General features: G+C 67.9%; 12 protein-coding genes and 3 rRNA genes. 7 read left to right on the top strand and 8 right to left on the bottom strand.

Annotation, left to right across the window (positions count from 1 at the left end; all coding sequences use genetic code 11):
* Positions 1 to 45: 45 nt before the first annotated feature.
* Positions 46 to 1,863 carry a VanW family protein gene (locus CO540_RS20850; protein WP_172968053.1) on the top strand — a complete coding sequence of 606 codons (1,818 nt, stop codon included), beginning with the start codon at positions 46 to 48 and terminating at the stop codon, positions 1,861 to 1,863.
* Positions 1,864 to 1,928: 65 nt separating this feature from the next.
* Here the strand turns inward: CO540_RS20850 and CO540_RS20845 are convergent, their stop codons facing one another.
* The 6 genes from CO540_RS20845 to CO540_RS20820 form a co-directional block, all read right to left on the bottom strand.
* The gene (locus CO540_RS20845) at positions 1,929 to 2,555 is read right to left on the bottom strand and encodes an NADPH-dependent F420 reductase (RefSeq protein ID WP_099164877.1); all 627 of its coding nucleotides are present in this window, start codon (positions 2,553 to 2,555) and stop codon (positions 1,929 to 1,931) included.
* A 211-nt stretch (positions 2,556 to 2,766) separates the two neighbouring features.
* Positions 2,767 to 2,883: ribosomal RNA gene (gene rrf, locus CO540_RS20840) — 5S ribosomal RNA — on the bottom strand.
* 75 nt (positions 2,884 to 2,958) lie between these two features.
* Positions 2,959 to 6,067, bottom strand: a 23S ribosomal RNA gene (locus tag CO540_RS20835).
* A gap of 380 nt (positions 6,068 to 6,447) precedes the next feature.
* A 16S ribosomal RNA gene (locus CO540_RS20830) occupies positions 6,448 to 7,962 on the bottom strand.
* Together the 16S, 23S and 5S rRNA genes form the textbook arrangement of a ribosomal RNA operon.
* A gap of 801 nt (positions 7,963 to 8,763) precedes the next feature.
* Complete coding sequence (locus CO540_RS20825) at positions 8,764 to 9,009, bottom strand: SCO4848 family membrane protein (RefSeq protein ID WP_099163316.1); 246 nt, start codon at positions 9,007 to 9,009, stop codon at positions 8,764 to 8,766.
* 128 nt (positions 9,010 to 9,137) lie between these two features.
* Positions 9,138 to 9,587: a hypothetical protein gene (locus CO540_RS20820; protein WP_157779166.1), complete on the bottom strand. Its 450-nt coding sequence runs from the start codon at positions 9,585 to 9,587 to the stop codon at positions 9,138 to 9,140.
* A gap of 272 nt (positions 9,588 to 9,859) precedes the next feature.
* Between CO540_RS20820 and CO540_RS20815 the strand changes: the two genes are divergently transcribed.
* The 5 genes from CO540_RS20815 to CO540_RS20800 all read left to right on the top strand — a co-directional run bounded on the left by CO540_RS20815 (position 9,860) and on the right by CO540_RS20800 (position 16,473).
* Entirely contained in the window at positions 9,860 to 10,303 is a 444-nt protein-coding gene (locus CO540_RS20815) for a PRC-barrel domain-containing protein (RefSeq protein ID WP_099163314.1), read from the top strand.
* Between the two features lie 49 nt (positions 10,304 to 10,352).
* Entirely contained in the window at positions 10,353 to 10,499 is a 147-nt protein-coding gene (locus CO540_RS30220; RefSeq protein WP_157779165.1) for a hypothetical protein, read from the top strand.
* Between the two features lie 88 nt (positions 10,500 to 10,587).
* Positions 10,588 to 11,646, top strand: coding sequence for a tryptophan--tRNA ligase (gene trpS / locus CO540_RS20810; protein WP_099163313.1), 1,059 nt, complete (start codon positions 10,588 to 10,590; stop codon positions 11,644 to 11,646).
* 267 nt (positions 11,647 to 11,913) lie between these two features.
* Entirely contained in the window at positions 11,914 to 13,632 is a 1,719-nt protein-coding gene (argS, locus tag CO540_RS20805; RefSeq protein WP_099164876.1) for an arginine--tRNA ligase, read from the top strand.
* Between the two features lie 240 nt (positions 13,633 to 13,872).
* A complete protein-coding gene (locus CO540_RS20800; protein WP_099163312.1) occupies positions 13,873 to 16,473 on the top strand; it encodes a cellulase family glycosylhydrolase in 2,601 nt (866 codons plus the stop codon).
* Positions 16,474 to 16,685: 212 nt separating this feature from the next.
* Here the strand turns inward: CO540_RS20800 and CO540_RS20795 are convergent, their stop codons facing one another.
* Entirely contained in the window at positions 16,686 to 16,979 is a 294-nt protein-coding gene (locus tag CO540_RS20795) for a DUF4287 domain-containing protein (RefSeq protein ID WP_099163311.1), read from the bottom strand.
* Positions 16,980 to 17,145: 166 nt separating this feature from the next.
* Positions 17,146 to 18,669, bottom strand: a complete 1,524-nt coding sequence (locus tag CO540_RS20790) for a non-reducing end alpha-L-arabinofuranosidase family hydrolase (RefSeq protein WP_099163310.1) — start codon at positions 18,667 to 18,669, stop codon at positions 17,146 to 17,148.
* A gap of 504 nt (positions 18,670 to 19,173) precedes the next feature.
* Between CO540_RS20790 and CO540_RS30430 the strand changes: the two genes are divergently transcribed.
* The gene (locus tag CO540_RS30430; protein ID WP_172967889.1) at positions 19,174 to 19,347 is read left to right on the top strand and encodes a hypothetical protein; all 174 of its coding nucleotides are present in this window, start codon (positions 19,174 to 19,176) and stop codon (positions 19,345 to 19,347) included.

Here is a 19,347-nt window from a genome sequence, read left to right as displayed (position 1 = left end):
GGGAAGCGGTCCCCGCGTGTCTTTCCGATCGAGGTTGCAGTGACGATGTACGGCGAGAAGATGCCGGCTGCCGACGACCGGCCCACCATCAAGGTGGCGGCGGTGAGCTGGCCCGGCGTCGAGCTGGAGCCGGTCGCCACACCGCCCGACACGGGCGGCGGGGAGAAGCCCGGGCGGTCCCGGCGCGGCCGGCTGCTGCTGGCCGGCGGGCTCACCGCCGCCGTGCTCGCCGCGGGCGTCGGCGTCGGCGCCTACGCCTACGCCGGCGACGTGCCCCGCGGCACCACCGTGCTCGGCACCGAGCTGGGCGGTCGGAGCCGGGCGGACGCGGCCCGGGCGCTCCGCGCCGAGCTGGAGCGCCGCGCCGAGACGCTGAACGCCCCGCTCACGATGACCGTGGGCGAGAAGAAGACCGAACTGAAGCCGGCGGACGTCGGGCTCGCCATCGACGTGGACGCCACCGTCGCGGCCGCCGCCGCCGCCGACGCGCACGCGGTCAGCCGGCTCGTCGGGTCCCGCACGGTCGAGCCGGTGGTGACCGTCGATCCCGCCCGGCTGGAGGCCGCCCTGCGCAAGGCGATGGGTTCCCAGGGCCGGGAGATGACCATGCCGGCCATCATCTGGACCGGCACCACTCCCAAGCCCGTCTACCCGAAGCCAGCGCTGACCGTGGACACGGCCGGCGCCACCGAGGCGGTGACGTCGGGCTGGCTCGCCGCCCGGCCGGTCACCGTGCCGCTGGTGGAGAAGTGGCCGGCGACCACCCGCGAGGAGGTCGACCGCCTCGTCGCCGAGCTGGCCCGGCCGGCCGTCTCCGCACCCGTCACGCTCACCACCGACGGCGGGTCGGTGACCATCCCACCTGCCGCCATCGCCCGGTCGCTGCGCTTCTCGGCCGACGACGCCGGGACGCTCACCCCCCGGGTCGACGTCAAGCGGCTGCGTGCCGCGCTCGGCGGCAAGCTGGCCACGCTCGAGGTGGAACCGCGCGACGCCGGGCTGACCATCAGCGGCGGCAAACCCAAGGTGGTGCCGAGCCGTGCCGGTCGCCAGGTCGACGCCGCCGCGCTCGGCCCCGCCCTGCTCGCGGTGCTGCCCAGGTCGACCGGCCGCTCGGTCAGCGCCGAGCTCAAGCCGGCCGCGCCGGAGCTGACCGAGGCCGCGCTCGCGGAGCTGGGCATCAAGGAACGCGTCTCCACCTTCACCACCCGGTTCCCCGGCGGCCTCTCCTCGCCGCGTAGCCAGAACATCGTCCAGGCCGCGAAGGACGTGGACGGAACGATCGTGAAGCCGGGGGAGATCTTCTCGCTCAACGGACACACCGGTGAGCGCGGCTACGACCAGGGCTACCAGGACGCGCCGACGATCGTGGGCGGCAAGCTGGTGCCGGGGGTGGGTGGCGGTGTCTCGCAGTTCACCACCACGCTGTTCAACGCGACCTACTACGCCGGGATGCAGGACGTCGAGCACAAGCCGCACTCGTTCTACTTCAGCCGCTACCCGGCCGTGATCGAGTCGACCATCTTCTGGCCCCAGCTCGACTTCAAGTTCCGCAACAACACGCCGCACGGCGTGCTCATCGACACGTCGTACACGTCCAGCACCATCACCGTGTCGATCTGGAGCACCAAGATCTACGACAGCGTGAAGACCGAGTACGGCCCGCGTCGGAACATCACCCAGCCGAAGACCGTCTACCTGAAGCCCGGGCCGGACTGCATCGCCGCGGCGGGCAGCGTGGGGTTCGCGCAGGACGCGTACCGGGTGATCAAGAAGGACGGCAAGGTGATCAAGCGGGAGAAGTTCAGCTGGCGCTACGACCCGGAGCCGCGCTTCATCTGCGCACCCGAGCCGGGCGCCTGACCCGCGCACACGACGAGGCCCCGCCCGGCATGGCCGGCGGGGCCTCTCGCTGTTCTCAGTGGTTCTCAGGGCCGCGCCGCGGCCAGGCCCTCCCGTACGCCGTCCGCGTCGCGGTCGGTGCCGTAGACCGGCGTGTCCGGCTGCTGGCGCCAGCTCTCGTCCAGCGTGCCGGCGTCCACCGGGTCGAAGCCCAGCTCGTCCACCAGCCCCATGACGATCCGCTTGGCGTCCGCGTCGTCGCCGGCCACCGGCAGGGCGATCCGGCCCGCGGCGCCCGCCAGCTTGCCGTTGTCCATCAGGTGCGCGGCCTGAATGTTGTTGAAGACCTTGACCACCCGTGCGCCCTTGAGGTGGTCCGCCGTCCAGCGGCTCGAGCTGAGGCTACGGTCCAGCAGCTCCGGGATCTCACCGTCGCGCTGGGCGTAGTAGTTGTTCGCGTCGACGACGAGCTTGCCGTCGAAGAGCGCCGCCGGCAGCTGCGGCACCGCCTTGAGCGGGATCGCGACGACCACCAGCTCCGCGCCCCGGACGGTGTCCTCCAGCCCGGCCGCCCGCGCGCCGGTCTCGGCGGCGAGGTCGGCGAGGCTCTCCGGCCCGCGGGAGTTGGCCACCGTCACGTTGTGGCCCAGTGAACTCAGACGACGGGTGAGGGTGCCCCCGATGTGCCCCGACCCGATGATTCCGATCTCCATGACCACTCCTGTACCCCGGCCGGTCCGTCCCGATCACGAACCCGCCGTACGCCACGTCACGTTTCCGTAGCCGCCAGGGGCGGCCGGGCGCACGGAAGGATCCCCGACCGACGGTACGAGACAGCCCGGGCCGGCCGTGGTGATTCCGGCCGGACCGGCGGGGGAAATGCGTCAGGGCCACCCCGTGCGGGGTGGCCCTGAGCTGAAGATTGTCCGGCGGTGTCCTACTCTCCCACACCCTCCCGAGTGCAGTACCATCGGCGCTGGAGGGCTTAGCTTCCGGGTTCGGAATGTTACCGGGCGTTTCCCCTCCGCCATGACCGCCGTAACTCTATGAACATGTCAACCAACCCAGGTCGGGTGGTGTTTGTTCAGAGTTGCACAGTGGACGCGTAGCAGCTTGGTAGTCAAGTCCTCGGCCTATTAGTACCGGTCAACTGAACCCGTTACCGGGCTTACATTTCCGGCCTATCAACCCAGTCGTCTAGCTGGGGGCCTTACCCCACAAAGTGGGTGGGATACCTCATCTTGAAGCGAGCTTCCCGCTTAGATGCTTTCAGCGGTTATCCCTTCCGAACGTAGCTAACCAGCCGTGCCCCTGGCGGGACAACTGGCACACCAGAGGTTCGTCCGTCCCGGTCCTCTCGTACTAGGGACAGCCCTTCTCAAGTATCCTACGCGCACGGCGGATAGGGACCGAACTGTCTCACGACGTTCTAAACCCAGCTCGCGTACCGCTTTAATGGGCGAACAGCCCAACCCTTGGGACCTGCTACAGCCCCAGGATGCGACGAGCCGACATCGAGGTGCCAAACCATCCCGTCGATATGGACTCTTGGGGAAGATCAGCCTGTTATCCCCGGGGTACCTTTTATCCGTTGAGCGACACCGCTTCCACATGCCAGTGCCGGATCACTAGTCCCGACTTTCGTCCCTGCTCGACCTGTCAGTCTCACAGTCAAGCTCCCTTGTGCACTTGCACTCAACACCTGATTGCCAACCAGGCTGAGGGAACCTTTGGGCGCCTCCGTTACCCTTTAGGAGGCAACCGCCCCAGTTAAACTACCCACCAGACACTGTCCCTGAACCGGATAACGGTCCGAAGTTAGATACCCAAATCAACCAGAGTGGTATTTCAAGATTGCCTCCACCCATACTGGCGTATGGACTTCACCGGCTCCCACCTATCCTACACAAGCTAATTCAGATACCAATGTCAAGCTATAGTAAAGGTCCCGGGGTCTTTCCGTCCTGCCGCGCGTAACGAGCATCTTTACTCGTAATGCAATTTCGCCGGGCCTGTGGTTGAGACAGTGGGGAAGTCGTTACGCCATTCGTGCAGGTCGGAACTTACCCGACAAGGAATTTCGCTACCTTAGGATGGTTATAGTTACCACCGCCGTTTACTGGCGCTTAAGTTCTCCGCTTCGCCCCGAAGAGCTAACAGGTCCCCTTAACGTTCCAGCACCGGGCAGGCGTCAGTCCATATACATCGAATTACTTCTTCGCATGGACCTGTGTTTTTAGTAAACAGTCGCTTCCCCCTGCTCTCTGCGGCCATACAACGCTCCACCCGCGCGGGGCTTCACGTCTCCGGCCCCCCTTCTCCCTAAGTTACGGGGGCAATTTGCCGAGTTCCTTAACCACAGTTCGCCCGATCGCCTCGGTATTCTCTACCTGACCACCTGTGTCGGTTTGGGGTACGGGCCGCTCAGAACTCGCTAGAGGCTTTTCTCGGCAGCATAGGATCACTGACTTCACCTGAATCGGCTCGGCATCACGTCTCAGCCTACATGCACCGCGGATTTGCCTACGGTACGGCCTACACGCTTACCCCGGCACAACCACCGGCCGGGATCAGCTACCTTCCTGCGTCACCCCATCGCTTGACTACTACCCGCCAGGTTCCCACGCTCACCACCATCAGTCCGAAGACGTCCAGCAGCTCGGATGGTTAGCACAACGAGGTTCATCAGGGTCGCTCTTTCGCGGGTACGGGAATATCAACCCGTTGTCCATCGACTACGCCTCTCGGCCTCGCCTTAGGTCCCGACTCACCCAGGGCGGATTAGCCTGGCCCTGGAACCCTTGGTCATCCGGCGGAAGGGTTTCTCACCCTTCTTTCGCTACTCATGCCTGCATTCTCACTCGTGCCGCGTCCACAGCTGGGTCACCCCGCTGCTTCACCCCCGGCACGACGCTCCCCTACCCATCCACACACCTGCACAAGGAATCAAGTCCAAGCGAGGTTGAAATGTGAATGCCACAGCTTCGGCGGTGTGCTTGAGCCCCGCTACATTGTCGGCGCGGAACCACTTGACCAGTGAGCTATTACGCACTCTTTAAAGGGTGGCTGCTTCTAAGCCAACCTCCTGGTTGTCTATGCGACCCCACATCCTTTTCCACTTAGCACACGCTTAGGGGCCTTAGCTGGTGATCTGGGCTGTTTCCCTCTCGACTACGAAGCTTATCCCCCGCAGTCTCACTGCCGCGCTCTCACTTACCGGCATTCGGAGTTTGGCTGATTTCGGTAAGCTTGTGGGCCCCCTAGACCATCCAGTGCTCTACCTCCGGCAAGAAACACGCGACGCTGCACCTAAATGCATTTCGGGGAGAACCAGCTATCACGGAGTTTGATTGGCCTTTCACCCCTAACCACAGGTCATCCCCCAACTTTTCAACGTTGGTGGGTTCGGCCCTCCACGCGGTCTTACCCGCGCTTCAGCCTGCCCATGGCTAGATCACTCCGCTTCGGGTCTAGAGCATGCGACTGAATACGCCCTATTCAGACTCGCTTTCGCTACGGCTCCCCCACACGGGTTAACCTCGCCACATGCCACTAACTCGCAGGCTCATTCTTCAAAAGGCACGCCGTCACCCCGCAAGGCTCCGACGGATTGTAGGCGAACGGTTTCAGGTACTATTTCACTCCCCTCCCGGGGTACTTTTCACCATTCCCTCACGGTACTCGTCCGCTATCGGTCACCAGGAAGTATTTAGGCTTACCAGGTGGTCCTGGCAGATTCACGGCAGATTTCAGGAGTCCGCCGCTACTCGGGAACACCCACAGAAGACTGGCAACTTTCACCTACCGGACTATCACCGTCTACGGTCAGCCATTCCAGACTGTTCGACTAGCCACCAGCTTTGTAACTCCTCGAGTGCGTGTCAGCACACTCAGCAGGGTCCCACAACCCCAACCACGCAACCCCTGACAGGTATCACACGCAGCCGGTTTAGCCTCAATCCGCTTTCGCTCGCCACTACTCACGGAATCACTATTTGTTTTCTCTTCCTACGGGTACTGAGATGTTTCACTTCCCCGCGTTCCCCCCACACACCCTATGTGTTCAGGTGCGGGTGACATCACATGACTGATGCCGGGTTTCCCCATTCGGACACCCTGGGATCACAGCTTGGTTGACAGCTCCCCCAGGCCTATCGCGGCCTCCCACGTCCTTCATCGGCTCCTGGTGCCAAGGCATCCACCGTTCGCCCTTGACAACTTGACCACAAAGATGCTCGCGTCCACTGTGCAATTCTCAACAAACAACCAACCCACAACCCACAGCCCCACACCAAACCCGACCACCGCCGGCGGTATGCAAGACCAGGCCATGCCTGGATAACCGTCTCCCACCACCACGGGCAGAAGCATGGTTCCGAAAAAACAACCGTGGTTGTTCCTTCAGGACCCAACAGGGTGCTTACATCAGTCACCAGCCGCACCACGAACTCGTTCCCACCACCCCCCAAAAGGGGCAGCTGTACTAGAGGAACCATGGCCGTTGCCGGCACCCGACTTGCCAGTGTCTCCGCCATCTGAGCACCCCGACCCGACATTCGCAGGTCGCGGGCTCCATGCCACCTTTCGGTGGATGGTGCTCCTTAGAAAGGAGGTGATCCAGCCGCACCTTCCGGTACGGCTACCTTGTTACGACTTCGTCCCAATCGCCAGCCCCACCTTCGACGGCTCCCTCCACAAGGGTTGGGCCACCGGCTTCGGGTGTTGCCGACTTTCGTGACGTGACGGGCGGTGTGTACAAGGCCCGGGAACGTATTCACCGCAGCGTTGCTGATCTGCGATTACTAGCGACTCCGACTTCACGGGGTCGAGTTGCAGACCCCGATCCGAACTGAGACCGGCTTTTTGGGATTCGCTCCACCTCACGGTATCGCAGCCCATTGTACCGGCCATTGTAGCATGCGTGAAGCCCTGGACATAAGGGGCATGATGACTTGACGTCATCCCCACCTTCCTCCGAGTTGACCCCGGCAGTCTTCGATGAGTCCCCGCCATAACGCGCTGGCAACATCGAACGAGGGTTGCGCTCGTTGCGGGACTTAACCCAACATCTCACGACACGAGCTGACGACAGCCATGCACCACCTGTGACCGCCCCCGAAGGACCTGCCATCTCTGACAGTTTTGCGGCCATGTCAAACCCAGGTAAGGTTCTTCGCGTTGCATCGAATTAATCCGCATGCTCCGCCGCTTGTGCGGGCCCCCGTCAATTCCTTTGAGTTTTAGCCTTGCGGCCGTACTCCCCAGGCGGGGCGCTTAATGCGTTAGCTGCGGCACAGGGAACCGGAGAGGCCCCCCACACCTAGCGCCCAACGTTTACAGCGTGGACTACCAGGGTATCTAATCCTGTTCGCTCCCCACGCTTTCGCTCCTCAGCGTCAGTATCGGCCCAGAGACCCGCCTTCGCCACCGGTGTTCCTCCTGATATCTGCGCATTTCACCGCTACACCAGGAATTCCAGTCTCCCCTACCGAACTCTAGCCTGCCCGTATCGACCGCAGGCCTGGGGTTGAGCCCCAGGTTTTCACGGTCGACGCGACAAGCCGCCTACGAGCTCTTTACGCCCAATAAATCCGGACAACGCTCGCGCCCTACGTCTTACCGCGGCTGCTGGCACGTAGTTGGCCGGCGCTTCTTCTGCAGGTACCGTCACTTACGCTTCGTCCCTGCTGAAAGAGGTTTACAACCCGAAGGCCGTCATCCCTCACGCGGCGTCGCTGCATCAGGCTTCCGCCCATTGTGCAATATTCCCCACTGCTGCCTCCCGTAGGAGTCTGGGCCGTGTCTCAGTCCCAGTGTGGCCGGTCGCCCTCTCAGGCCGGCTACCCGTCGTCGCCTTGGTAGGCCATCACCCCACCAACAAGCTGATAGGCCGCGAGCCCATCCCAGGCCGAAAAACTTTCCACCACCAACCATGCGATCGGAGGTCATATTCGGTATTAGCCCCGGTTTCCCGGGGTTATCCCAAAGCCTAGGGCAGGTTGCTCACGTGTTACTCACCCGTTCGCCGCTCGAGTACCCCGAAGGGCCTTTCCGCTCGACTTGCATGTGTTAAGCACGCCGCCAGCGTTCGTCCTGAGCCAGGATCAAACTCTCCAACAAAAATCATTTGTCGGACACAATGTCCTGGCAACAAAAGTGTTGCCAAAGGAATCCCAACCAGCCAAACCAAACGGTCCGACCAGTCCGGGGTATAAAACAATTGGCACTGGCTTTACAAGCACCCTGTTGAGTTCTCAAAGAACAACCACACACCAACCAGAAGCCCCACACCCGTGGAACCCCGCTCGGGGCATCTCGTTCATGTCCGCCGCTCTCGCGCCGGGCACTTTTACTACGTTACCTCACCGTCTCCGCCGTGTCAAACCGTGTGTCCCGGTCTGTCATGCTTCGTACGGGTTGGCGCCGCTGACCGCACGCAGCGGCAAGCCGTGCGCTTGATCATCGGATTTGGCAGGCCGGCCGCTGCGGTTTCCCGCAAGCTCGCCCGGTGCCCTGCCGGTCGACAACCTTACCCGGTCGGTTCCGCTCCGCCAAATCCGCCCTGCGGCGTTTCGGCGGGCCTCGCCCGGACCGCGTCCTCAGGAGGCAGTGCCTCCGTCCGACCCGGTACCACCTCGGTTCGGCACTCCCGGGCTTTCGTCCCGTTTGCCCCGTTCCGCGCTGGCAGAGAGAAAGTTACGCGTCTGCGGGTTTGATCGTCAAATCCAGGGGTAGCGTCCCGCGTCACACCATCCTCGACCGCAAATCTCCCCAGCTCAGCACCACTTCCGCGCCGGCTCGGCACCTCGTCCGGCCCCGTTGACCAAGGAGTTCCGGTCAGGAGAACGGTCCCTGACGGACGCAAACTCCTTGGTCAACGCCGGGAGAGTGGGAGAGGTAGGCGTGGGCGGGCGGAGGAAGTCAGCGGCGGCGGGTGGCGAGCCAGGCGCGGAGGCCGAGGACGCCGACGGTCGTCCCGATGGCCAGGGACGCGGCGATGAGCAGAGCGTGCACCCAGAGGAAGGCGGTGGGATCGCCCTCGCCGACGACGCCGGCGGACCAGGCCCGCGGGTCGTTCCAGATGGCGACCGCGAACCTCGGCCAGATCACCCAGGTCCACACGCCGACCCCGAGCAGGAACAACGACCAGCCACGCGACAGAACCATGGTCGGCCAGTATGCCAGCGGCAGCTCCCGGCGCCGGCGGGCCGGACGATCCGACCCGCCCGTGGACCCGAGGAACGGAACGGCCGGCGCGCGCGGACGGCCCGACCCACCGGCCGGGAGCGGAGACGTCAGAAGCAGGTGACCGCCCCACCGATGGCCGGGTTGGCCCGGTCGTGGTGGTGGACCACTCCCGACGGGTCGGTCATCGAGCCGCCCCAGACGACGCACCGGGCGCGGACGTAGCCGTGGACCGGGCCGGCGGCGTAGCGGCGGCTGCCCTGGTCGACCACGAAGGGCAGGTGTTCCGGACCGACGTAGACGCGGGTCTCGGTGAACGTGCCGGCGTACGCGGACTTGACGGTGACCGCGCAGCCGTAGCCGGTCAGGAGGTTGCGCAGCAGGTGCACGCTGCCGAGCGGCTCCCCGGTGGCGGCGTCGTGGATCGGGTCCTGGTCGACGGCGGCGTAGCCGGGGCCGCAGAGCGCCTCGGGGAGCGACGTCGGGGTGGCGCCGGTGAGCGCGACCAGGGCGACCGCCGCGGCCGTCGAGACACCGACGCGTCGAATGAGCCGTTGCATCTGCACTCCTTTGTTCGCTGCCACCGATGCGGGCAGAGAATGGTCGACGCGGCGGCCGCCGCCGAATGTGCGCCGGTCACACCACGGCTGGTCCGCCGATGTGCCGACCGACCGTCGTAGCGGCCCTGAACTGGGGCGGAGACGATACGGCGCGGGCTATGAGCTATCTCGCAGGAATGAGGCGAGGTGAATTCAAAATTGCGTCCGCGTTTCCGGCGGCGCTCGGCCGGGCACCGTCGATAGTGCCGAGACGACGATCCGGAGGTGCCGTGATGCAGCCGTTCAACCCGTGGTCCTGGCGGGATCCCGCCGCTCTCGCCGGGGGTTACCAGCAGACCGACCCGGACGACGTGCCGCAGCAGCGCTCCGGGGACGCTGACGACCGACCGGACGCGCCCGGCCCGGGCACGCCGATCGACCTCACCGGCTACCGGGTGGAGGCGACCGACGGCCGGATCGGCTCGATCGACGAGGCGAGCGAGGACGCCGACGCCCGGTACCTGGTGGTGGACACCGGGCCCTGGATCTTCGGGAAGAAGGTGCTGCTGCCGGCGGGCACCGTCGCCCGGGTCGACCACCTGGAGCGCGTGGTGCACGTGGACCGCACGCGGGATCAGGTGAAGGAGTCCCCGGCGTTCGACCCGGACGACTTCGGCCGGCCCGACTACCGGGACCGGGTCGGCAGCTACTACACGGAGAGCTACCGGCAGCACTGACCGCCTGAGGGGCAGCCGGCGGCGCCGGCGAGCCGCTACCGTGTCAGACATGCCCCGGTCGAACACCTGCGACCCGGAGACCCCTGTCGGTCTCCGGGGTCGCCGTGCCGACGACGGCCGGGAGCAGATTCTCGACGTCCTTCGTGCCGGCGGGCTGCGGTTCCGCGCCGGCGGGCGATGGCGGCGCTCGCTCTGACGAGCCCGCCTCCACCGATCCGGGCCACCCGGGTCGGCCCGCGCATCCGCGCGTCCCCGCCAGCGACCGGCACGAAAGGCGTACCACCATGTCCTCAGCACGCATGCTCACCGGCGACCGCCCGACCGGGCGGCTGCACCTCGGCCACTACGTCGGCAGCATCGCCAACCGGGTGCGGCTGCACCAGCGCTACGAGAGCTTCTTCATCATCGCCGACCTGCACATGCTCACCACCCGCAACAGTCGGGCCGACATCGAGCGGGTCGCGCACAACGCCCGGGAGATGGTCACCGACATCCTCGCCGCCGGTGTCGAGCCGGACCGGGCCACGTTCTATCTCCAGTCGGCGATCCCCGAGGTCGGCGACCTGAACACGCTCTTCCAGAACCTCGTCACGGTGCCCCGGCTGGAGCGGGTGCCGTCGCTGAAGGAGATGAGTCGGGACGCGGGCAGGGACGAGATGCCGTACGGGCTGCTCGGCTATCCGGTCCTCCAGGCCGCCGACATCCTCTGCGTGAAGGGGCAGGTCGTGCCGGTGGGCAAGGACAACGCCGCGCACGTCGAGGTGACCCGGGAGATCGCCCGCCGGTTCAACCACCTCTACGGCGAGGTCTTCCCGGTGCCCGACCTGATCATGTCGGAGACACCCACGCTGGTCGGCACCGACGGCGCCGGGAAGATGAGCAAGAGCAGGGGAAACGCGATCGCGCTCGCCGACGACGCGGCGGCCGTGCGCCGCAAGGTGATGGGGATGTACACCGACCCGAACCGGGTCCGCGCCGACGTGCCCGGGACGGTCGAGGGGAACCCGGTCTTCGAGTTCCACGACATCTTCAACCCGGACCGGGCACAGGTCGAGGACCTCAGGACCCGCTACCGGGCCGGCCGGGTCGGTGACGTCGAGGTCAAGGAGGCCCTGGCGACCGCGCTCAACCGGTTCCTCGACCCGATCCGGGAGCGCCGCGCCCGGATCGAGGCGCAGCCCGGTCTGGTCGACGAGCTGATCGTCGCCGGCACCGAGCGGACCCGCGCCGAGGTGCGCCGCACGCTCGTCGAGGCCCGCCGGGCGATGGGTCTGACCGGCGCGTACACCCAGGTGCGGCGACGGGCCGAGCGCTACCGCAAGGCCGTGGCCACGCCGGCCTGACGACCCGCCGGTCCGGGGTACGCGGTTGCGCGTACCCCGGACCGGCCGGTTACGCTGCCGACATGACCAGCGCGCAGGCGTACCCGACGGCGTCCTCCGACGTCCGGCTCGGCGCGCTGCGACGCCGGCGGTCCCGCGACCGCCTGCGCTGAGCCTTCCCCTCCTGCGACCGGCGGATCGAGCCGCCGGTCGTCGTCGATCGTCCTCGTTCCGCCGCAGTCCCGACCGGTGATCCGCGCGACGGATCCGAGCGAGATCGGCGTACCGATGGATCTTGAAAAGTTGTTGTCCGACCGGCTGGCGCCGGCGTTCGCGGCGGTGGCCGGCGTACCGGTGGACCCGGTCGTGCGGCGCTCGCAGCACGCGGACTTCCAGTCCGACGCGGCGCTGGGCCTGGCCCGGCGGCTCGGCCGGCCGCCGCGGGCGGTCGCCGAGGAGGTGCGGGAGCGCGCGGAGCTGGCCGACCTCTGCGCGGCGGTCGAGGTCTCCGGGCCGGGTTTCCTGAACCTGACCGTGGCCGACCGGACGCTCGGCGGGATGGTCTCCGCGCTCGCGGTCGATCCGCGGCTCGGGGTGCCGGTGGCCGCCACGCCGGAGACCGTGGTGGTCGACTACTCGGCGCCCAACGTGGCGAAGGAGATGCACGTCGGGCACCTGCGGTCGACGGTGATCGGCGACGCGGCGGCGCGGACGCTGGAGTGGCTGGGGCACCGGGTGTCGCGGGCCAACCACCTGGGCGACTGGGGCACCCCGTTCGGCATGCTGATCGAGCACCTGGTCGACCTCGGCGAGGCCGAGGCGGCGCAGGAGCTGTCGATGGGGGACCTGGACACGTTCTACACGGCGGCGCGGAGGAAGTTCGACGACGACGCGGCGTTCCGGGACCGGTCCCGGTCGCGGGTGGTGGCGTTGCAGGGCGGCGATCCCGCCACGCTCCGGCTGTGGCGGCTGCTGGTGGCCCAGTCCGAGAGCTACTTCCTGACCGTGTACGACCTGCTCGACGTGACCCTGTCCCGGGCCGACTTCCGGGGGGAGAGCAGCTACCACGATCTGCTCGCGCCCACCGTCGACGAGTTGGACCGGCTCGGGTTGCTGCGGCGCAGCGACGGCGCGGAGTGCGTGTTCCCGCCGGGTTCGGTGGGGCGTGACGGCGAGCCGCTGCCGCTGATCGTGCGCAAGTCCGACGGCGGGTACGGCTACCCGGCGACCGACCTGGCGGCGCTGCGGCACCGGACCGGCACGCTGGGCGCGACGCGGCTGCTCTACGTGGTCGGGCTGCCGCAGCGGCGGCACTTCGAGATGGTCTTCGCGGCCGCCGCGCAGGCCGGCTGGCTGACCCCGCCGGCGCGGGCCGAGCACGTCGGGTTCGGGTCGATCCTGGGTGCGGACGGCCGGATGCTGCGCAGCCGGGCCGGTGGTTCGGTGAAGCTGGTCGGCCTGCTGACCGAGGCGGTGGAGCGGGCAACCGCGTTGGCCCGCGAGCGCAATCCGGAGCTGGGCGAGGCGGAGGCGGCCGAGGTGGGGCGCGCGGTCGGCATCGGCGCGATCAAGTTCGCGGACCTGTCCGGCGACCGGCACAAGGACTACGTGCTGGACTGGGAGCGGATGCTGGCGTTGGACGGCAACACCGCGCCGTACCTGCAGTACGCGTACTCGCGGATCCGGTCGATCTTCCGACGGGCCGGCGTGACCGCGCGTCCGGACGCGGGGATCTCGCTGGCCGAGCCGGCCGAGCGGGCGCTCGCCGTCGAGCTGGTCGGGTTCGCGGCGGTGGTCGACGCGGTGGCCGGCAGCCTGGAGTTCCACCACCTGGCCGCGTACCTGCACCGGCTCGCCGCCGCGTTCAGCGCGTTCTACGAGCGGTGCCCGGTGCTGCGGGCGGAGGGGCCGGTGCGGGAGAGCCGGCTGGTGCTGTGCGACCTGACGGCCCGGGTCCTGCACCAGGGTCTGCACCTGCTCGGCATCCGCACCCCGGAGCGGTTGTGAGCGGGCCCGCTCATGCTCGGACCCTGACGGCCGGTGCCGTCCGTTAACCGATTCAGGCGTGCGCTCGGACGAGCCCAGGCTCGTGACGTCATCGATAACGTTCGAATAACGCGGTGTTTCCAGCGCTTGACGCTCGATACCTTAACCGGTTCAGTGAGCGGTGGCGACGGCCGGACATCGACGGACGCCGTCGCCGCCCGGTCGCCGCCGTCCCCGGCGGCACAGCTGCGGAGGTTTCCGATGACACTGCGCATCCGCCGGACCGTCGTCGTCGCGGTCCTCGCCGCGCTGGCGACGACCGCCCTGCCCGCCCCACCGGCAGGGGCCGGCGCCCGGCAGCAGGCACCCGACGAATCGGCCCGACGCGCCGACCACTCCTTCGTGGTCCGCGACGGCACCCGGCTGACCCTCGCCGGGCGGCCCTTCCGGTTCGCCGGACCCAACATGTACTGGCTGGGCCTGGACGAGAACGTCGGCGGCACCGACCCGGCCGACCCGCCGGCCGTCGACCACCCCACCTACTTCCGGATCCGCGACGGGCTCACCACGGCCCGGCGGATGGGCGCCACCGTGGTCCGCGCCCACACCCTCGGCGTCTCCACCGGACACCCACGGTCGCTCGAACCCGCGCTCGGCGAGTTCAACCCGGAGGCGTTCGACCGGATCGACTACGCGATCGCCGAGGCGCGCCGGCAGGGCCTGCGGCTGATCGTCCCGCTCACCGACAACTGGCAGTACTACCACGGCGGCCGGTACGACTTCCTGCGCTGGCTCGGTCTGAGCACCGACGACGACGGCGCGGCGTTCTACACCGACCCGGCGGCGCGCGCCGCGTTCAAGCAGTACGTCCGGACGCTGCTCACCCACGTGAACCGCTACACCGGCACGGCGTACACCGACGATCCGACGATCATGGCGTGGGAGTTGGGCAACGAACTCAACGGGATGACCGCCGACTGGGTCGACGACCTCGCCGGCCACGTCAGCACGCTCGCCCCACGCCAACTGGTCGCGGCCGGCAGCCAGCACGGCGTCGACCCCGCCGTCCTGGCCTCGCCGCACGTGGACATCAGCGACTCGCACTACTATCCGCCGACCGCGGCGGGCATCGCGGCGGACGCCGCAGCGGCCACCGCCGCCGGCAAGGTCTACGTTGCCGGCGAGTTCGGCTCCGGGCAGGCCACCGACGAACTGCTGGACCAGGTGGCGGCCAACCCGGACGTGACCGGCGCGCTGTTCTGGTCGCTCTTCGGCCACCACGACCACCACGGTTTCGTGCCGCACGGCGACGGCTTCACGGTGCACTATCCGGGTGACACCCCGGCCATGCGGACGGCGGTCGCCGCCCTGACCCGCTTCGCCGGTCGGATGTCGGGCCGCCCGGCACCGGCCGTGACCGGGGACCGACCGCTGCTGACCGCCGTCGACGCCGACTACGGCATCAACACGCTGCGCTGGCGGGGCACTGCGGGCGCCGCCGGCTACCTCGTGCAGCGGCGCGGTCCGGGCGGGGCCTGGGCCACGGTCAGCGGCGCCGAGCCGGTGGGCGCCGACGACGCCCCGTGGTTCGACCTGACCACCCCGACCGGCCCGGTCACCTACCGGGTGGTGGCGGTCGACGCCACCGGCGCCGCCCTGGCCGTGTCCCGGCCGGTCGGCACCACCGGAAGCCAGGACCAGGTGTACGACCCGCTGGAGGACTGGTTCGTCAGCGCCGGGCACAGCGACTCGTTGCGCCGGACGCTGGCCGGTGACGGCGTGCTGGTCGCGCCCGAGCGGGGTCGCTCGGGCGAGCTGCGGTACCGACGCGCGGACCTGACCGCGGCCACGGTCACTGTCGCCTCGGCCGGGCGTCCCCGCGCCGTGCTCCAGGTGTCCGCCGACGGCACGAGCGGTTGGCGTACGGTGCGGCCCCGGATCGACCGGGTCGGCCCCGGCCGGTACGCGCTCTCCGTCTCCGGCCTGCGCGGGGTGGACGGGATGCGCGTGGTGTGGGGGCGGGACGCCCGCTTCGCGGTCGCCTCGGTGGCGCTGACCGCCCGCTCCGACGCGACGGCCAGCACCGCGCCGGGTGCCTTCGCGCTGACCGCGCCGGCGCCGGACGCGACCGGGGTGAGCCGGCTGGCGGCGCTGGACTGGTCCGCCGCGCCGGGTGCCGCGTACTACTCGCTCACCGTCTCCGAACACGCCGACCTGAGCGCGCCGCTGGTGGCGGTGTCGGGCCTGCGTACCCCCGGGTTCACGCCGACCACGGCGTGGCCCGCCGGGACCACGCTGCACGTGCGGATCACCGCCACCAACGGGTACGGCTCGACCGCCGCGACCGCGGCGTTCACCACCCGCGCCGACCTGCCCGGTGTGGTCGTCGACGACTTCGACACCTACCCGTCGGACGCCGCGCTGGCCGCCGCCTACCCGCGCAACACCGGCGGCGACCCGATCACCGCGACGCTGGCCCCGGCCGGGGAGGGCAGCGGGCACAGCATGCGGCTGGACTGGACGCCCGGCGCCAGCGGGTACGCGGGCGTCATCCGCAACCTGTCCGTGCCGCAGGACTGGCGCGGCACCACCGGGCTGCGGATGTGGGTCGAGCCGGGCGCGGACGGGCAACAGCTGACCGTCCAGTTCGTGGCGTCCGGCTTCTACTGGGAGAAGACGCTCACGTTCGCCGGGACCGAGGCGCGGGTGGTGGAGGTGCCGTTCGGCGACTTCGCGCCGCCGCCGTGGGCCACCCCCGGCCCGCTCGACCTGGGCTCGGTCACGCAGGTGTCGCTCTACCCGGGCGGGACCACCGGCGCGAGCAGCCTCCGGATCGACTCGGTCACCGCGTACGCGTCGTGACGGCGGGCGCCGGGTTGGGGAGGCCACCCCGGCCCGGCGCCCGCCCGGTGTCGGGGCCACTCAGCGGCGGTTGCGGGATCGCCGGAGCGCCCAGATCCCGCCGGCCACGGCCACGAGGGCCGGCAGCACGCAGACGATGGTCAGGACGGCCAGGTGCCACGGCTTGATCGCTCCCATGTGCCGAACGCTAGCCGTGAGCGTCCACCCGGGCCCTACGCGGAAGCCCGTGCCGCCCTGCCGTCGAGCCACAACGTGTCGGTGGCGTCGCGGTGCGAGCCGGTGGAGCCGACGTGCCTGGCGCTGATCGTCGGGCCCTTCCTGATCACGTGGACCAGGGCCATCGCGTGTCCCCGGCCCAGGCCGTACTCCTCCTTCAGCCAGTCGACGATCACGCCGGCCTTCACGTCGGTGCGGTCGTAGCCGCGCTGCCTGGCCTCGTCGACCAGGGCGCGCGGGGTCTTGCCGGTCCGGTCCTCGATCGCGTCGAGGTAAGCCTGGAAGGACATCTGGTCGCCCCCGGTGTCGTTCGTTCTCCGTTGTTGTCGACCACCAGCCTCGGTCAGCGGCACCGGGCGATCAACGACGATCGGGAGCACAACCGTTGCCTCACAGACAACGGTCAGGGAGCCCGACCCGCGTCCGCGCGGGTCGGGCTCCCGATTCCCGGGTACGTCAGCGCTGCAGGGTGAGCAGGCCGGGGCGGTAGGGCAGGAGGCCGTAGTCGCCGCCGGAGTTGGTGGCGCGGCCCTGGTAGAGCAGTTGCAGGTTGCAGGGGTCGACGGTGAAGGTCTGGTCGGCGCTGGTGCGGATCAGCTCGCCGTGGCTGATGTCGTTGGTCCAGGTGGCGCCGCTGTTGGCCTTGCCGGCGAACGGGTTGCTCTCGGTCGCCGCCTGTGGGGTCCAGGAGCCGTTGAGGCTGGTGGCGGTGAAGGAGCGGAAGTAGCGGCCCTGCGCCCCGATCGCCTCGACGATCATGAGGTAGCGGGTCTGGCCCTGCAGTTTGTAGACCTGGACGGCTTCGAAGAGGTTGTTCGTCGAGTCGCTCATGATCGTGGTGTAGGTCGAGCCGAAGCTGCCGGGGAAGTTCCCGATCGGCATGCTGGCCCGGTAGATCTTGCCGTTGTCACCGGCGAAGAACAGGTACATGTTCTGGCCGTCGGCGATCAGCGTCTGGTCGATCGGGCCGGTGCCGGAGCCGGAGATGCTGCCGGTGAACAGCGGCTGCGCCGACGACCAGCCGTTGGGGTTGCTCGGGTCGGTCGAGGTCTTGTAGGAGAACGCGGTCGGACCCCACTGGTAGGCCAGGACCCAGATGTTGCGCGGAGCGAAGTAGAACAACGTCGGCGCGACGGTGCCCTGCGACATGGCGTTCTGACTCGCCGAGGCCATCTCCGACCAGTTGCTGAACAACCCGAAGTTCATCGACCCCCACGACGACCCGTAGTCGTGCGTCGTCGCGTACACCAGATGCCGACCGTTGTACGGAGCGACCGTGAAGTCCTTCAACGACACCCAACCCGACCGCGGGTTCGCCAACGGACCGGTCGAACTCCAGCGGTAACTCGACGGCAGGCTGCACCCACCGCTCGGCGGCGGCGTGGTGGGGTTGCCCCCGCCGTCGACGCGGACGAGCTGCCACTGCTGGTTGCTGCCGTTCCAGTCGTCGTACTGGACGATGCTGCCGCCGTCGGCGGTCGAGGCGCCCTGCACCTCCACCACCTTGTTGCTGTTCCGGTTGATCAACCGGACGTAGCCGCTGTCCGAGTCGGCGAGCCGGAACTGCTGGTTGACGCCGTTGGCGTCGGACCACTGCACGATGTTGCCGCCGTTGGCGGTGGAGAAGTTGTAGACGTCCAGCACCTTGCCGGACAGCCGCGACCGAAGGCGGTAGTAGCCGCCACCCGAGTCCACGAACTGCCACTGCTGCTGGTTGCCGTTGTTGCGGGCCCACTGGACGATCCGCGCGCCGTCGTTCGTGGCCAGGTTGTAGACGTCGAGGGCCTTGCCACTGTTGCGGTTGACCAGCACGTACCACGCGCTGGTGTCGACCGTCGCCGCGGCGGCGGGGGTCGACACCACCGCCGCGGCGCCGACACCCGCCAGCACCGCCGTCACGCCGGCGGCGACGACCCGTGGCAGCCACCTGCGCCGTCGGGGCGACGACACGATCGATGGGGATCTATCGAGGGCGAACATGATCCTCCTCCGGTGAGCAGAGCCGTGCGATCCGCCCGGGGCCGGACGGACCGGGACGTGGGTCAGGACCTGTTAGCGCTAACACTTGGCGCTACGCATGGTGAGGCACGTCCGACCCAGGGTTCGACGAAGCAGGGCCTGCCCGGTAAGCCACAGGCGTCGCCGTCCTATGACATCGACTGTGAGCGATAACACGCCGTTCGTCAAGACGTAACGTCTTCACGGTCCACGCCGGAGGGACGCGAGCCGGACACACACATGTTGCGATCAGGTGGCCGATTTCTGTAAAAGTCTGGACTTTTGAATCATGCCTGATGCCCAAAAAGGGGCATAATATTGATCCCTCGCCGCACGTACGACGCCACCGCCGACACTCGCCGCACTCAGTCTTATGAGGACCGTGTCGCACCGGTGGGTTGATGGTGATCAACCTATGGACGCACTACGGTAGGCCGTCGCTTCATGTGCCCGCACGGCGCGCACACGAAAACCTAAGGAAGACTCATGACAACCGCACCCATGCCCCAGGATGAGCCCCCGGTGTCGCTGGGCAGGATTCGCGCGGAGCCGCTGGACCGCCTCTCCGCCGCGGACATCTCGCCGATCGTGCGCCGGGTCATGGCGGCTCACCTCGATCAGTCCAGGATCCCCGCCGCGAAGTTCTCGTCGTTCATCTGA

This window comes from Micromonospora sp. WMMA2032 (assembly GCF_002688545.1).
In the GTDB taxonomy this organism is placed as follows: Bacteria; Actinomycetota; Actinomycetes; order Mycobacteriales; family Micromonosporaceae; genus Micromonospora; species Micromonospora sediminicola.
The sequence above is the reverse complement of the archived record's forward strand: the minus strand, read 5'-3'. Positions and strand labels throughout refer to the sequence as shown.

What these genes read in the sequence shown, in the direction of transcription:
- CO540_RS30430 (WP_172967889.1), top strand. Translation starts at nt 19,174, where the DNA reads ATGACAACCGCACCCATGCCCCAGGATGAGCCCCCGGTGTCGCTGGGC.
- trpS (WP_099163313.1), top strand. Translation starts at nt 10,588, where the DNA reads ATGTCCTCAGCACGCATGCTCACCGGCGACCGCCCGACCGGGCGGCTG.
- argS (WP_099164876.1), top strand. Translation starts at nt 11,914, where the DNA reads ATGGATCTTGAAAAGTTGTTGTCCGACCGGCTGGCGCCGGCGTTCGCG.
- CO540_RS20850 (WP_172968053.1), top strand. Translation starts at nt 46, where the DNA reads ATGTACGGCGAGAAGATGCCGGCTGCCGACGACCGGCCCACCATCAAG.
- CO540_RS20820 (WP_157779166.1), bottom strand. Translation starts at nt 9,587, where the DNA reads ATGCAACGGCTCATTCGACGCGTCGGTGTCTCGACGGCCGCGGCGGTC.
- CO540_RS30220 (WP_157779165.1), top strand. Translation starts at nt 10,353, where the DNA reads ATGCCCCGGTCGAACACCTGCGACCCGGAGACCCCTGTCGGTCTCCGG.
- CO540_RS20825 (WP_099163316.1), bottom strand. Translation starts at nt 9,009, where the DNA reads ATGGTTCTGTCGCGTGGCTGGTCGTTGTTCCTGCTCGGGGTCGGCGTG.
- CO540_RS20790 (WP_099163310.1), bottom strand. Translation starts at nt 18,669, where the DNA reads ATGTTCGCCCTCGATAGATCCCCATCGATCGTGTCGTCGCCCCGACGG.
- CO540_RS20800 (WP_099163312.1), top strand. Translation starts at nt 13,873, where the DNA reads ATGACACTGCGCATCCGCCGGACCGTCGTCGTCGCGGTCCTCGCCGCG.
- CO540_RS20815 (WP_099163314.1), top strand. Translation starts at nt 9,860, where the DNA reads ATGCAGCCGTTCAACCCGTGGTCCTGGCGGGATCCCGCCGCTCTCGCC.
- CO540_RS20845 (WP_099164877.1), bottom strand. Translation starts at nt 2,555, where the DNA reads ATGGAGATCGGAATCATCGGGTCGGGGCACATCGGGGGCACCCTCACC.
- CO540_RS20795 (WP_099163311.1), bottom strand. Translation starts at nt 16,979, where the DNA reads ATGTCCTTCCAGGCTTACCTCGACGCGATCGAGGACCGGACCGGCAAG.